The organism is Monoglobus pectinilyticus, assembly GCF_002874775.1.
GTDB lineage: Bacteria > Bacillota > Clostridia > Monoglobales > Monoglobaceae > Monoglobus > Monoglobus pectinilyticus.
Window position 1 is genome coordinate 2,744,111 of sequence record NZ_CP020991.1, and the last position, 13,568, is coordinate 2,757,678.

The 13,568-nt window shown below is 33.2% G+C and carries 24 protein-coding genes and 1 pseudogene; 19 read left to right on the forward strand and 6 right to left on the reverse strand.

Features of this window, described 5'->3' with window-relative positions; translation table 11 throughout:
• Positions 1-289: 289 nt before the first annotated feature.
• From B9O19_RS11485 to B9O19_RS12320, 3 genes and pseudogenes are all read left to right on the forward strand, one after another.
• On the forward strand, positions 290-529 hold the full coding sequence (locus B9O19_RS11485) for a hypothetical protein (protein ID WP_102366542.1): 240 nt from the start codon (positions 290-292) through the stop codon (positions 527-529).
• Between the two features lie 281 nt (positions 530-810).
• Complete coding sequence (locus B9O19_RS11490; protein ID WP_102366543.1) at positions 811-1,185, forward strand: hypothetical protein; 375 nt, start codon at positions 811-813, stop codon at positions 1,183-1,185.
• A 16-nt stretch (positions 1,186-1,201) separates the two neighbouring features.
• Positions 1,202-1,327: pseudogene (locus B9O19_RS12320) on the forward strand (manganese catalase family protein); the annotation flags it as partial.
• Between the two features lie 61 nt (positions 1,328-1,388).
• On the opposite strand, the gene B9O19_RS11500 reads toward B9O19_RS12320, so the two are convergent.
• The 3 genes from B9O19_RS11500 to B9O19_RS11510 form a co-directional block, all read right to left on the reverse strand.
• Positions 1,389-2,990, reverse strand: a complete 1,602-nt coding sequence (locus tag B9O19_RS11500) for a recombinase family protein (RefSeq protein ID WP_102366545.1) — start codon at positions 2,988-2,990, stop codon at positions 1,389-1,391.
• A gap of 194 nt (positions 2,991-3,184) precedes the next feature.
• Positions 3,185-4,063 carry an ImmA/IrrE family metallo-endopeptidase gene (locus tag B9O19_RS11505; RefSeq protein WP_102366546.1) on the reverse strand — a complete coding sequence of 293 codons (879 nt, stop codon included), beginning with the start codon at positions 4,061-4,063 and terminating at the stop codon, positions 3,185-3,187.
• 79 nt (positions 4,064-4,142) lie between these two features.
• Positions 4,143-4,592 carry a helix-turn-helix domain-containing protein gene (locus B9O19_RS11510; protein ID WP_102366547.1) on the reverse strand — a complete coding sequence of 150 codons (450 nt, stop codon included), beginning with the start codon at positions 4,590-4,592 and terminating at the stop codon, positions 4,143-4,145.
• Between the two features lie 231 nt (positions 4,593-4,823).
• Between B9O19_RS11510 and B9O19_RS11515 the strand changes: the two genes are divergently transcribed.
• The 4 genes from B9O19_RS11515 to B9O19_RS11875 all read left to right on the forward strand — a co-directional run bounded on the left by B9O19_RS11515 (position 4,824) and on the right by B9O19_RS11875 (position 5,668).
• On the forward strand, positions 4,824-5,045 hold the full coding sequence (locus tag B9O19_RS11515) for a DNA-binding protein (RefSeq protein ID WP_102366548.1): 222 nt from the start codon (positions 4,824-4,826) through the stop codon (positions 5,043-5,045).
• A gap of 23 nt (positions 5,046-5,068) precedes the next feature.
• A complete protein-coding gene (locus B9O19_RS11770) occupies positions 5,069-5,227 on the forward strand; it encodes a hypothetical protein (protein WP_158649000.1) in 159 nt (52 codons plus the stop codon).
• A 65-nt stretch (positions 5,228-5,292) separates the two neighbouring features.
• Entirely contained in the window at positions 5,293-5,442 is a 150-nt protein-coding gene (locus B9O19_RS11775) for a hypothetical protein (protein ID WP_158649001.1), read from the forward strand.
• Positions 5,443-5,485: 43 nt separating this feature from the next.
• Positions 5,486-5,668, forward strand: coding sequence for a hypothetical protein (locus tag B9O19_RS11875; protein ID WP_169925257.1), 183 nt, complete (start codon positions 5,486-5,488; stop codon positions 5,666-5,668).
• Here the strand turns inward: B9O19_RS11875 and B9O19_RS12325 are convergent.
• A complete protein-coding gene (locus tag B9O19_RS12325) occupies positions 5,613-5,831 on the reverse strand; it encodes a helix-turn-helix domain-containing protein (protein WP_102366549.1) in 219 nt (72 codons plus the stop codon). The two genes, B9O19_RS11875 and B9O19_RS12325, sit on opposite strands and share 56 nt — an antisense overlap.
• A gap of 118 nt (positions 5,832-5,949) precedes the next feature.
• Between B9O19_RS12325 and B9O19_RS11525 the strand changes: the two genes are divergently transcribed.
• Positions 5,950-6,162: a helix-turn-helix transcriptional regulator gene (locus B9O19_RS11525; protein WP_102366550.1), complete on the forward strand. Its 213-nt coding sequence runs from the start codon at positions 5,950-5,952 to the stop codon at positions 6,160-6,162.
• Positions 6,163-6,278: 116 nt separating this feature from the next.
• Here the strand turns inward: B9O19_RS11525 and B9O19_RS11530 are convergent, their stop codons facing one another.
• Both B9O19_RS11530 and B9O19_RS11535 read right to left on the reverse strand, forming a co-directional pair.
• Entirely contained in the window at positions 6,279-6,497 is a 219-nt protein-coding gene (locus B9O19_RS11530; protein ID WP_102366551.1) for a helix-turn-helix domain-containing protein, read from the reverse strand.
• 38 nt (positions 6,498-6,535) lie between these two features.
• Positions 6,536-6,757: a helix-turn-helix domain-containing protein gene (locus B9O19_RS11535; protein ID WP_102366552.1), complete on the reverse strand. Its 222-nt coding sequence runs from the start codon at positions 6,755-6,757 to the stop codon at positions 6,536-6,538.
• Positions 6,758-6,871: 114 nt separating this feature from the next.
• Here B9O19_RS11535 and B9O19_RS11540 point away from each other — a divergent pair, with 114 nt between their 5' ends.
• The 11 genes from B9O19_RS11540 to B9O19_RS11585 all read left to right on the forward strand — a co-directional run.
• Complete coding sequence (locus B9O19_RS11540; RefSeq protein WP_102366553.1) at positions 6,872-7,105, forward strand: helix-turn-helix transcriptional regulator; 234 nt, start codon at positions 6,872-6,874, stop codon at positions 7,103-7,105.
• Between the two features lie 146 nt (positions 7,106-7,251).
• Positions 7,252-7,395, forward strand: a complete 144-nt coding sequence (locus B9O19_RS11780) for a hypothetical protein (RefSeq protein WP_158649002.1) — start codon at positions 7,252-7,254, stop codon at positions 7,393-7,395.
• Positions 7,396-7,421: 26 nt separating this feature from the next.
• Positions 7,422-7,703: a hypothetical protein gene (locus B9O19_RS11545; RefSeq protein ID WP_102366554.1), complete on the forward strand. Its 282-nt coding sequence runs from the start codon at positions 7,422-7,424 to the stop codon at positions 7,701-7,703.
• Positions 7,704-7,724: 21 nt separating this feature from the next.
• Positions 7,725-8,024 (forward strand): hypothetical protein, encoded by a 300-nt coding sequence (locus B9O19_RS11550; protein WP_102366555.1) that lies wholly within the window; start codon positions 7,725-7,727, stop codon positions 8,022-8,024.
• 175 nt (positions 8,025-8,199) lie between these two features.
• Positions 8,200-8,841, forward strand: a complete 642-nt coding sequence (locus tag B9O19_RS11555; protein WP_102366556.1) for a hypothetical protein — start codon at positions 8,200-8,202, stop codon at positions 8,839-8,841.
• 91 nt (positions 8,842-8,932) lie between these two features.
• Positions 8,933-9,118 (forward strand): hypothetical protein, encoded by a 186-nt coding sequence (locus tag B9O19_RS11560; protein ID WP_102366557.1) that lies wholly within the window; start codon positions 8,933-8,935, stop codon positions 9,116-9,118.
• 122 nt (positions 9,119-9,240) lie between these two features.
• On the forward strand, positions 9,241-9,714 hold the full coding sequence (locus tag B9O19_RS11565; RefSeq protein WP_102366558.1) for a siphovirus Gp157 family protein: 474 nt from the start codon (positions 9,241-9,243) through the stop codon (positions 9,712-9,714).
• A 15-nt stretch (positions 9,715-9,729) separates the two neighbouring features.
• The gene (locus tag B9O19_RS11570; protein ID WP_102366559.1) at positions 9,730-10,812 is read left to right on the forward strand and encodes an ATP-binding protein; all 1,083 of its coding nucleotides are present in this window, start codon (positions 9,730-9,732) and stop codon (positions 10,810-10,812) included.
• Between the two features lie 25 nt (positions 10,813-10,837).
• The gene (locus tag B9O19_RS11575) at positions 10,838-11,284 is read left to right on the forward strand and encodes a DUF669 domain-containing protein (protein WP_102366560.1); all 447 of its coding nucleotides are present in this window, start codon (positions 10,838-10,840) and stop codon (positions 11,282-11,284) included.
• Positions 11,284-12,879, forward strand: coding sequence for a DEAD/DEAH box helicase (locus tag B9O19_RS11580; RefSeq protein WP_102366561.1), 1,596 nt, complete (start codon positions 11,284-11,286; stop codon positions 12,877-12,879). The genes B9O19_RS11575 and B9O19_RS11580 overlap by 1 nt, the downstream gene beginning before the upstream one ends.
• A gap of 3 nt (positions 12,880-12,882) precedes the next feature.
• On the forward strand, positions 12,883-13,568 hold a 686-nt coding region (locus B9O19_RS11585; protein ID WP_172620961.1), incomplete at its 3' end, for a PriCT-2 domain-containing protein.

Here is a 13,568-nt window from a genome sequence, read left to right on the forward strand (position 1 = left end):
TTAGATATAATAAAAAGAAAATTGTGATTATTTAAATAATATATACAAGTACACTATAAAGAATATGACGGTTTTGTATCTAACAATCATAATACATTAAAAAATATATAAAAAATCCATTTTAGATAACACAAAAATTCAGATTAGATTAGAGCTTATATTTCTGTAAAAAATATTGTATTTAATTAAGTCAATATGAACTTTATAAATTTGTTTTTTATAAAAATATAGATTTTAGAGTTATATTGGATAAGCAGTTATAAGTATATTTTTTAACAGAGGTGGTTTTATGAAAGAAAATGGAATAAAAAATAATGATATTTCAAACAGAAAAAAATGGAATATAAAGCCATGGTCTGCAAGTTCATCAGTAATATTGTCTGATGGCAGTACTAAACCATATGATTATAGTATAGATTTTATTGAACATATTGCCTGTCCTCTTTCTGAATACGTGAGCAATGGATTACAGAAAGCAGTTTGGAAACCCGAGTATAATACGTATATAAAAAATAATAATATAAAGTGAATAGTGGATAAATAGAACTAATTATAATATATATATTATTAGTGTTTATTGCAAAAAAATAAGTTGAAATTATAAAATGAGTATATTATATAAAATAGATATATCAATTTCTAAAAATTGCAGTAAAATTTAGTTACAAAATATATAATTTGAGCAATACGTTTCCTTTTGAAATGTTGAGAATTTTGATAAAATATCCTATATTTTGTCAGTTTAATAATAAAAGACAAAGAAGGATATTTAAAATAGGTATTACATATAGTTTTTTGGGAGTGATATATTTGCATAGGGAAGCATACAGACGTAATATTAGAATCGGAAGACAAAATTATGGTCAAGTTTTTTGTACGCAATGCGGCGAACGTTTAGGACGAATAATATTGAGAGATTATAAATATTTGTTTTTAGTTTATTTATGTAAATGCGGAGCTGAGGTTGTTTATAGGACAGAAGAAGGCAATCCTGATACAACAGAAAATTATTATATAGATATTATAAATGGAGTGGCTGTTTGCAGACGGTGTAAAAAGGAGCTGTTTTACATAGATAGAAATAAAGTAGTAAATTATGCGTTTCATATTATTTGCAGCTGTGGAAAACAATATAATAATAGATTGCCCGAAAGAAGCAGACAACTAAGGATAAAAGAAGGATAAAGATTTATATAAGATTTATTATATAATACAATTAGGCGGTCCTAATGGCGAACTTGCTGCGTCGCTCAGATATTTATCACAGCGTTTTGCTATGCCAAACGGTATGACAAAGGCTTTGCTTACGGATATTGGAACCGAGGAATACGTCCCGCCACGTTGGAGATACTTGCAACTAACGAGTATGCAGGTTTTTTAAGCCTGCCTTATTTTGGCAGGCTTAATATTTGTGTGTTCGGTAATTTGGGATATATTGTTATTTCAAATTTATCCGGTGTTTTTTTTGTGCCTCGTTTTTCTTTTGTGTATACAACTTTTTCAACTACCTCTTTTAACATCTGATTCTTTATTTCAGGGTCACTAATCTCATAATATGTATCCAGTATATTTTTTAACTTTGGTATAAAATCTTTATTTATTGCTGTCTGTTTTTTGCTTTTTGACAGCTCGTTTTTTATGTTATCCTCATTTTCTTTTAGTTCAGACATTTTATCCGAAATTTTTTTTGAGCGTTCAATAAATATTTCAGTTGTATATACACCCTGTTCTAAAAAATCATATAGTGAATCCATTTGCTTATTAAGAGTTATGATTTCATCTTGTATCGCATTTAAATTGTTAAGCATTAGTTTTTCATAACTGCTATTTTGAATAGTGTTACATGGTTTTATGTTCAATGTATATTTGTTTAACCAATTATATAGGGCTTCAATTATTCTGTCCTCCACATAGTGGAGAGCTGTTCCAACAGTTTGGCAGCCTAAGGTCGTACACAATAAACTTGTTGGAGTGTTATTGCTATAAGGTCTTGCTATCATTTTATGATTGCACTTTGAACATACTACTAGTCCGGCAAGAGGATTTGTTATTTTTCTATTTTCACCTATAGGTTTGGCGGGATTTTTACTCATATAATACTGAGCTGTGTTGAACACATCTTCTGTTATTATTGCCGGATGTTTTCCGTCCTCAAGTATGAAATCTTTTGCTCTAGGTCTCATAGTTATTTTTTTCCCGTTTACTATTTTTTTAATGGCCTTTCTGTTACCCCATCTTGTTTTACCAATGTAAACAGGGTTTTTAAGTATATCTTTTATAGTTGCAATAGACCATGTTTTTGATTTTCGTGGATTTATACCCATTTGTGATAATTTCTTTGCTATTTTTGATATTCCTATCCGTTCACACACTCCTATATCATTTGGTATACCATTTGTATACATTTCATATATAAGCTTTACAGTTTCTGCCTCATCTTTATTAATCTCTAGCGTGTATCCTTTTCCGTCCTGATTTGGCACCCTTTTATAACCGTAGGGCGGCACTGAACCAAGGTAGTTTCCTTCTTTAACTGACGCTTCTCTTCCACGCTGCAGACGGCGATTAATAACTTTATACTCACGTCTTGACATGAACAACCCAAATTCAAAATATTCCTCATCATATTCGTCATTTGGATTATAGGTTTTTATAGGGGTGATAATTTTGGTGTCGCTGTATTTAAAAGTTTGGCTTATAATACCTTGGTCAATTGTATCACCTCTTGCTAATCTTTCAACTTCCATAACAAGCACGCCGGACCATATGCCTGATTCGACGTCTGCTAAGAGTTCCTGCACAACCGGCCGTGAAGCTATTGTATCGCCAGACACAACTTCACGGTATATTTTGGTTATATTTAAATTCATTTGTTTGCTTAGCGTGAGAAGTGTTTTTTCGTGTCTCGCTAATGTTTCTTCCATACTTACATTAGGATTATTTTCATCCGAGCGCGATTTTCTTAAATATATACAGTATTCACCATTCATATATTTATTTCAATACACCCCCACCAGGGTGCGTCTCCTTTCAATATTCTTTTCAATACACGCACCCGTATAGGGGGCGACAGCAAAAATATATAATAGTTATATACTTTTATTCTTATAATTGTTATATTGTAACATAATATTTAAATCTTTAATATAAAATGTGTTTATAAGAATGTCTCTTATTATATATTTTAATAGTTATCAGGTTTACAATCTTCACACGCCTCATAGCCAGCTTGTATGGCTTCATTGATTGTCATATGTATTAGGTTAGGTTTGTCTTTTATATGTTTACAGTTTGGCGTGTGAAACTTTTGACCTGATTTTGTAACTACTACGTCAATGTCCATTATTTGAGGTTCAGATGTCGGCGTCGCTTCTTGTATTACTTGTGTTTGTTCTATATTTTCTTGACTTTTATAGTTAACTGTTATTGTAGCAGTTACTAGTATTAACGCTGTTATTATTGCCACAACAATATATCTGATTTTTATATTTTTTTCTTTTATTTCGTTAAATTGATTACATAGTTTTGCTTCATAATCTGTATGTTTTTTGTGATTACGAACTTCATCAGCTACCAGACGGCTGCGTTTATCGTCTAGTAACGTCGCTGCTGATATAAGCTGAGGCGTATTTATACGCTTTTGTGACAAAATACAAGTAGGCGCAAGAAATTCAAGTGCGAATTCGTTTGCTTCGTCTTCCTGACCTTCGTCAATTAATCCGGCGGGTGTATATCCTAATACACTACAGTCAGACATATGACCTAACACTATATGACCCAGTTCATGAGCCAGCAATAATCGTCTATCGTTAGCGGACAAACCGGCGCGAATAAATACGAGCTGTTCATCTATACTCTTAACCGTAAAGGCTTTGCTACGTTCCGCAATGGACAATACATTATATTTATCAAGCAATTTAATATGTATATTTGATTCAAGACTGTATTCTACTATATCCCATCCATATTTTTTAATAATGTTTTTGACCTGTATTGAAGTTATTGGTAATTGAGTTACACCATTCTCAAGTAATGAAATTATTGCTTTATATCTTGATAACATTATGATACCCCCTGAAATTCATTTCATATAGGTATCATAATACCATATAATGTATATATCAAGAGGTAATAACTGTTAATTAATCTTTTTTATCGTATTTTGTTACTGATTTTCCGTATGCTGCTACGTCAAAAGTTTGGAGGTCGGCTAGCTTAAACTGTTCGGCAATAGATAACTTTTCAGGTGTTTTGGTTTCATATTTTTTTGCCTTTAACATTTGTTTCATTTCTCCACGTATTTCTGCTTTGTCTTCAGTATCAAGATTTTGATATAGCGAAATACCCTCATCTTCATCTTTATTTGTCATATTAAACTTGTCTTCTCCAAAAATTAAATAATCGGCAGAAACCTGAAGTGCTTTAGCGATACGAATAATAGACGATATTTGAGGATCTTTTGAATCCCCGCTAAGAATTTTATTTAATGTACCGATAGATATAGTAGTTAGAGCAGATAATTGGGCATTAGTAATGCCTTGTTTCTTTTTTTCTGTTTTTATGCGTTCTAGCATTTTTGAATGATTATACATTTTACACCTCCTGTTTAATATAAGAATATCATATGTGCTTTGTATTTGTCAATCCTATTTTACCATAGACGGTAAAATATATCTTTATGTACAAAAAAGTTAACATAATTTTATAGCTCAATAAATTACCGAATAAGGTAAATTATTTTAAAATATCTATTGACAATTACCTTTAAAGGTAGTATAATGAAATAAATTAAACCGTTGAAGGTAATGCGAGGAGGTGAATATATGTTAAATAATTTAAAAGCTGAATTTGTTAGATGTAACATAGAACCATATGTAGGTGTAATGAATGCTCTATGTTGTTCCGAAAAAACTGCACGAAACAAGTTAAATGGTGTTAGTCCTGTTACGGTGCCAGAAGCAGCTAAAATAATAAATAAATATTTCCCTAAACATAGTGTCGAATATTTATTTATTGAAGATTTAAACACATCAGAACACAAGTAATGTTAATTAAGGAGGTGAGAAGAATGGCAGAAAAAGAAAAACTAAAAATAGAAATTGAATTAACAGGAATTGATGAAGCCATAAAACAAACAAAACGACTTGTTGAACTTTTAAGTGAAGCTCAACAAATTATCAATTCCTTAAGTGTTGTAAATGTAAAATGTAATTATTCGATAGATTAAAACCAAAATTATTGGAATTTGGACAAAATATTTAAGCATATTATATTGAGAAAGAGGTGATATATATGATTGTTGAAGAGAAAACAATCGGAAACACTATAATTAAGATTGACGATAGTTGCGTACAGACCGATATTGATACAATATTAAAGAACCTTGAACGGATTGCATCCCAAGGACTGGCTAAACAAGCCGCTGAAAAGAAAACCGGTTAAATTAATCAATATACAAAAGATAAAATGAAAGAGGTGAAGACAAATGTATAAATGGATAATAAGAATATCAGCGGCGGCAGTAGGTACGGTGTTATTAGTAATGATTAAATCATTAAATTTTAACCCTATACTTTACATATTCCCGCTTATGATGATACTTTGCGTAAAGATTAGTAGCGTTTTGGGTCGTCACTGCGGCCAACTAGATAATCCAGTGATACGTTAAAGTAATCGGCTATGGCGATTAATGTTAGTGTTGGAATATTAATTTTACCATACTCTATATCTTGATAATGTCTGACAGTTATATTAAGAAAATTTGACATATCAGTTTGTTTTAATTTATTTTTCTTTCGTAATTCTTTTAAACGTTGGGAAAATTTAAGCATTTTTAGCACCTCAAAAAAATATTAAAAAACACTTGACACGAGATTAAAATGCGTGTATAATAATCCTACAAACACGAGATTAAAATGCGTGTTAAGTTTGAGAAGGAGAGGGTGATTCATGTTAAAAAATTTAATAAATGAGCGCAAAAAAACAGGTCTAACACAAAAAGGGTTAGCAGTTACTTTGGGTATAACTGAAAGACATTACCAAAGTATTGAGGCTGGAACCTCTGACGGTAGTGTGGCGTTATGGAAAGCATTATCAAAAATGTTTAATTGCACAATTGACTACTTGCTGGAACAGGTAGCCGAAAATCACCTAACAAAATAATACCACGAATTAAGGAAAAAAACAACCACTAGATATTGTGGTTGAAGAAGGGCTGGTTGAAATGAAAAGAGAACAAAAAACGCACTGTTGTACGGCAATACAACAATGCGTAAAGATTAGTAGCGTTTTGGGTCGTCACTGCGGCCAACTAGATAATCAAGCGATACATTAAAGTAATTGGCTAGGGACATTAATACGGGTAAAGTTGGTTGTTGAGTTCCACGTTCATATCTTTGATAGTTTTGTTCAGAAGTGCCAATAGCTTCTGCGGTTTGTTTTTGTGTAATTTTTCGTTCTTGTCTAATTTGGCGAAAACGTTCATTAAAAGCAATCATGCCAATACCTCCAAAATAATTTTAAAATGGTATTGACACTACTTATTTAAATCAGGTGTTTTAGTGAGACCTAGTAAATAGTCGATGGAAACATCTAATACTTTTGATATATTAATTAAAGTATCAACATTAGGTTCCCTTGTTCCTGCTTCATAGTACTGGTAGGCTCTTTCTGTAATACCAAGCATTTGAGATAGCTGCTTTTGAGTTAGGTTTTTGCTAAGCCTAATAGATTTGATATTATTGCTAAAAGTTGACATATTGACACCTCAGAAAAATATTTTCAAAAAGGTATTGACACGAACAAAGTTGGCGTGTTATAATGAGCGCACACGAACAAAGTTGGCGTGTTAAAATACCAGGAAGGAGGGGCGATGAATACTAAACTAAAAAATGCACGCAAAAAAACAGGTTTAACGCAAGTGCAAGTTGCGAAAAAAGCCAAATTGACTGAACGTGGCTATCAGTATTACGAGTCAGGCGAACGCATTCCAAATGTTTATGTAGGTCAACGTATAGCAAAAGCCTTAAACACCAAAGTCGAAAAGATATTTCCACTATCTAACGACGACACTCCAAACTCTCATCAAAATAATATCACGAAATAAGGAAAAAAACAACCACTAGATATTGTGGCTGATGAAGGGCTGATTGAAATGGATAAAGAATTCATTCTATATTTTGCTATATCGGTATTAGCTTTGATATTATCTGTTATGGCTTTACTAATACGATAAAAAAGGCGGTGTTAAAATTGAAAGAAGCTGGTTGGATATTAGTCGGGATTGTATTTTATTTTATTATTAGCGCAGCTGTTTCAGCCGGTAATAATGCAGTGCTTATTGGGTTGGCTTTATTAATTATAATATGTGCAATAGCAGGAAAAATGGGAAATTGATTTGTTAGATTAAGGAGGTAAAAAAAGTGGGAGCAAGAGTAAGAATTGTCAGCATAGATACGGCGTTAAAGATTTATTACGCATATCCTGAAATCGGAAATAAAGAGATAGGAGAATTGTTTGGCACTAAGTCTGCAAGCACGATATACAACAAAAAGAAAAAGGCAAGAAATCTTATGTTGGAAAAAGGTCAAAAGCCATTTGATTTTTTTACTGTAAGTACCGCTACAGCTTATGAAGCCTGGGGGATTGATGTTGAGGATTTAGAAAAAAGAAGAAATAAGTTAAAAAAATTAAATTTGACCTGATATAGAAAGAGGTGAAGACAAATGTATAGTTGGATTATACGAATATCAGCTGCGGTGGTCGGCGCTGTATTGTTAGTTATGGTTAGGCTGCTTGAGTGGTATCCCATATTTTACGCAGTGCCGCTTATGATGATACTTTTGGCGTTTTTGAATTGCGCAGAGGACAGTGAGGGACGGCCTGTTGCTGACGATGTGCGCAAGGTCGTAATAAGGCCGGATAACCGGCGGTGGGACTTTTCGGACGAAGAGTGTAGCAGAACATCTAAAACGATAGAAGAAAAAAATCAAAGAAATATTAAAATTGGTATAGGAGTGAGATAAAATGAGAATGAGAAAAATAAAGAGACCTGTACGCAAAACAGTGTAACTTTTAATGTGGAGGTGAAATAAGATTATAACAATTCATTCATGGAGCGGTGGAAAGGATAGCACAGCAAGCATCATACTTGAGCGTATTCATAATTTACCGGCTTCAAAAATAATTTTCAGCGAAGTCATGTTTGACAACAAAAATAACATAAGCGGTGAGTTACCCGAACACATTGATTTTATACATAATAAAGCGATACCAAAATTCCGTGAATGGGGATATGACGTTCAAATTTTACGTAGCGAAAAGGATTATTTAGATTTGTTTTATCACGTCGTTACTCGCAGCAAAAAACCGGAAAGGAACGGTAAATATGCAGGTTTTTTACTTGCTGGAATGTGTGCAGCGAATAGTCAGTTAAAAATTCCACCGATTAAAAACTTTTTAAAAACTGTCAAGAAACCTTTTATTCAATATATCGGAATCGCGACAGACGAGCAAAAAAGATTAAAAAAACTTGAAGGAACGAATAAAATATCGTTGCTTCAAAGATACGGCTATACTGAAAAAATGGCATATGATTTATGCAAGAAATATGATTTACTTTCTCCTATATATAAATTCGCAAAACGCGGAGGTTGCTGGTTTTGTCCAAACTGTTCATATAAAGAATTTGCACGTTTAAAAAAATGCCATACGGAATTGTGGAACAAATTAATGTTGTTATCTAATGAGCAAAACATTATAAGTTCTTGTTTTAAATATAACAAAACATTTTTGCAAATAGACAAAAAAGTTGATGAAATAAATAGTCAATTAAGCTTTTAGCGCGGAGGTAGACGACGAAGAGTGCTATAGAGAAACCAAAAGGCCGGAAAGCAAAAGAATACATAAAATTGTAATGTGAGGTGTTATCAATATGATAGTCGCAATGGAGTTTGAGGAATTGTACAGAAAAGACGGAAGCCATATTGACCAAGGAATTGTTGAACTAAGAGTGAGGAACTTTCCGCCAGAAAGTGTCTGCAAGAAAAAATTTTATGAAATATTTGGAGATGTCAAAAGTGTTGGTAAACTTAAAATTATCGGAGTTGTTAGAAAATAAAAAGCCCGCAAGTGCTGGAACACTAAACGGGCAATAAAAAGTATATAACATAAAATCAGTTTAATAATACCACCAAAATATTAAATTGTCAATTATCAAACTGGGAAAAGGAGAAATTTAGCATGAAATTATATGAAATTGACGCAGAAATTGAACAATGTATCTTAATTGATGAAGAAACAGGCGAGGTTATTGGGATTGATACAGAAAGAGCTGATAAGCTGCAGATGATGAGAGATGATAAAATAAAAAATTTGGCTCTCTATTATAAAAATTTGATGGCTGAGGTTAATGCGTATAAATCCGAAAAAGATTATTTTGCAAAGCGTGAAAGGGTGGCCAAAAATAAAGCGGAGAGTATTAAGAAATTTTTAAATGAATTTCTTGCGGGTGAAAAGTTTGAATCACCAAAGGTTAATATTACATATCGTAAGAGTGAATCAGTTGTTATTGATGATATTAACAAAGTAGACAAGCAGTATTTAAAATATACAGAACCGGCGGTTGACAAAGTGGAGGCCAAAAAAGCTATTAAATCAGGTGTATTACTTGAAGGTTTACATATTGAAGAAAATCAAAATATTCAAATTAAGTAGAAGCAGGAGGTATTCATGAAGATAATTAAAGGTATACAAAAAACGCCTGAAAAGGTTGTAGTTTATGGACCGGAAGGGATAGGTAAATCAACTTTTTTATCTTGTTTTCCGGAGCCGTTGTTTATTGATACAGAAGGAAGCACAAAACATATGAATGTATCTAGATTGCCAAACCCGCAAAGTTGGATGGAATTGTTAGAAGAAATTAATTACGTTATTCAAAATCCTGGCTGCTGTAAAACACTTACAATAGATACAATTGATTGGGCTGAACAGCTTTGTACAGAAAACATACTTGAAAAGTACGGTAAAAATGGAATTGAGGATTTTGGATATGGTACCGGATATGTATATGTAAAAGAAGAATTTGGAAGATTTTTAAAGTTGCTGGATAATGTTATTGAGGCAGGAATAAATGTTGCTTTAGCTGCACATGCACAAATACGTAAATTTGAGCAGCCTGATGAACTTGGTGCATATGACAGATACGAACTGAAACTCGGAAAGAAAACTTCTTCACAAACAGCACCTCTTGTGAAGGAATGGGCTGATATGGTTCTATTTGCAAATTATAAAACAATTTCTGTAGCTGTTGATAAAGATGGAAAAAAACATAAAGCTCAAGGTGGAAAGCGTGTAATGTATACAACTCATCATCCATGCTGGGATGCGAAAAACAGGCATGGATTAGAAAGCGAGCTGCCATTTGATTATAAATATGTTGCAAATATATTTGATAACTTTGAACCACAGAGCCAAACACCTGTTAAACTTAATCAGACAGAACAAATAGAAAGAGAAATTGATGCTGTTATTGATAAAATTCCGAAACAAGATGAAGAAACTAAAACAAATAAACAACAAATGAAGAAAATTAATGTTGACGGAATCCCTAAAGAATTAGCTAAATTAATGATTGAAAACAATGTTACTAAAGAAATGATTCAAAATGTTGTGCATCAAAAAGGTTATTATCCATCGGGTACACCAATTGAAAATTTTGATACTGAGTTTATAGAAGGGGTTCTGATAGGCGCCTGGGATGATGTATATAAAGTAATAGTTGAATATGAGACACTTCCTTGGGAAGAAAAATAAATAATAAAATTTGGAGGAAATAAAAATGAGTAATGAATCAGAAAGAGAATATGGCTGGGATGATGAAATACAAAATGATGGACCGGAATATGTCGTTTTGCCGGATGGAGACTATAATTTTAAAGTAACAGGTTTTGAACGCGGCAGATATGAAGGTGGAGAGAAAATTCCGGCTTGTAATATGGCAATTATCACTTTAGAAATAGAGAATAACAAAGGAATTTGTTTTATACAAAACAGATTATTTTTACATAGTCGTTGTGAGGGGTTGTTGTGTGCATTTTTTACTTGTATTGGTCAGAGAAAGCATGGTGAAAAATTGAAAATGAATTGGAATGAAGTTGTCGGAGCAAGAGGAAGAGCAAAAATTGGACATCGTGAATATAATGGAAATATTTATAATGATATAAAAAGGTTTTACGCTCCCGATGAATCTGCACCAAAAAAATCATTCACACCAGGTAAATTCTAATGGAATTAAGACCATATCAACAAGAAGCTGAAAAGGCAGTATTTGCCAAATGGAAAAAAGGGAATAAAAGAACTTTGCTAGTATTACCTACAGGCACCGGTAAAACTATTGTATTTGCAAAGATAACTGAAAGATGTGTAAAGAATGGCGAGCGAGTTCTTATACTCGCTCATCGAGCCGAACTATTGGAACAAGCAGCGGATAAAATTAAAAAAGTAACTGGGCTAAAATGTGCGGTTGAAAAGGCAGAAGAAAGTTGTATAGGCAGCTGGTATCGTATAGTTGTTGGCTCTGTTCAAACAATGATGCGTCAGAAACGTCTTAACCAATTTGATACAGACTACTTTGACACTATAATTATTGATGAAGCACATCATTGTATATCAGACAGTTACCAAAAAGTGATAGATTATTTTAATGAAGCAAAATTATTGGGAGTAACAGCTACGCCTGACAGAGGTGATATGAAAAATCTTGGTAAGGTTTTTGAGAGCATGGCATATGAATATTCATTATCATTAGCAATTAAGGAAGGATTTTTATCACCAATTAAAGCTCAAACAATTCCTTTAAAACTTGATTTAACAGAAGTGGGAACACAGGCCGGAGATTTTAAAACAAGCGATTTAGGTACAGCACTTGAGCCATATCTATATCAGATTGCGGATGAAATGAAAAAATATTGTGATGGGCGAAAGACAGTAGTTTTTTTGCCGCTAGTAAAAACCAGTCAAAAGTTTTGCAATATTTTGAATGAAAATGGTTTTAAGGCTGCAGAAATAAATGGAAATAGTGATAATAGGTCAGAGATTTTAAACGATTTTAATTCAGGCAAATATAATGTTATTTGCAATTCCATGTTGCTTACAGAAGGCTGGGACTGTCCCAGTGTAGATTGTGTTGTTGTATTAAGGCCAACTAAGGTACGTAGTTTATATTGCCAAATGGTAGGCAGGGGAACACGTTTATCACCTGAAACCGGTAAAACTGAATTGTTAATACTTGATTTCCTTTGGCACACTGAACGACATGAACTTTGTAGACCGGCTCATCTAATATGCGAAAATGAAGAAGTTGCTCAAAAAATGACTGAAAATCTTGAAGCTTCAGGCTGTCCGATTGATATAGAAGAAGCAGAAGTTCAAGCCAGTGAAGATGTTGTTGTGCAGCGTGAAGAAGCTCTTGCTAAGCAGTTGTCGGAAATGAAAAAGAGAAAACGCAAATTAGTGGACCCTATACAATTTGAAATGAGTATACAAGCAGAAGATTTATCAGGGTATGTTCCGGCATTTGGCTGGGAAATGTCACCGCCAACGGACAAGCAGAAAAACGCACTCGAAAAGCTGGGTATTATGCCTGATGAAATTGAAAACTCCGGTAAAGCTGCGAAAATTTTAGACAGACTTGAGAAACGTAAAAATGAAGGACTGACAACGCCAAAACAAATTAGATGCTTAGAGCAAAAAGGATTTAAACATGTTGGAACATGGCAGTTTGAAGCTGCAAGCAAATTGATTGCGAGAATATCTGCTAATGGGTGGAGAGTTCCAAATGGTATTAACCCCGCTACATTTAATCCCGAATTAGGAGCATAGGATATGGAAAATAACATTAATTTGATTGAACTGCTTGAATATATAGAACCATCATTTCTTGATTATCAGGATTGGGTTAATGTTGGAATGGCACTTAAATATGAAGGATATACAGTACAGGATTGGGATAATTGGAGCAAACGTGACGCTAACCGTTATCATGCTGGGGAATGTGAGAAAAAGTGGAATACTTTTTCCGGTTCAAGTTCTCCTATAACAGCAGGAACCATAGTGAAAATGGCACAGGATAATGGTTTTAAATTTCATAAAGAAGATGTTGCTTTTGATTGGAATTCTGAGATAGGCAATAAAGATGATTTAGTTGTAATCGATAAAGGGTGGATTGAAACAAGTGAATTTAGCATACCACAAAAATGGAATCCTGTTGAACAATTAACTACATATTTAGAAACACTGTTTGAAGCAAATGAAAACGTTGGGTATGTCACTCGGAGCTGGGAGAAAAACGGAAAGTACCTCCCGTCTAAAGGCTTGTGTGACAGGACGGCCGGAAGGTTAATTCAGGAGCTTTCAAAGTGTGAAGGAGATATATGTAAGGTTATTGGTGATTATAGTGAAAAGGCAGGAGCTTGGATACGTTTTAACCCTCTTGATGGTAAAGGTATAAAAAATGAAAACGTTACGGATTTTAGATATGCTTTGGTTGAATCAGATGTAATGGATTTAGG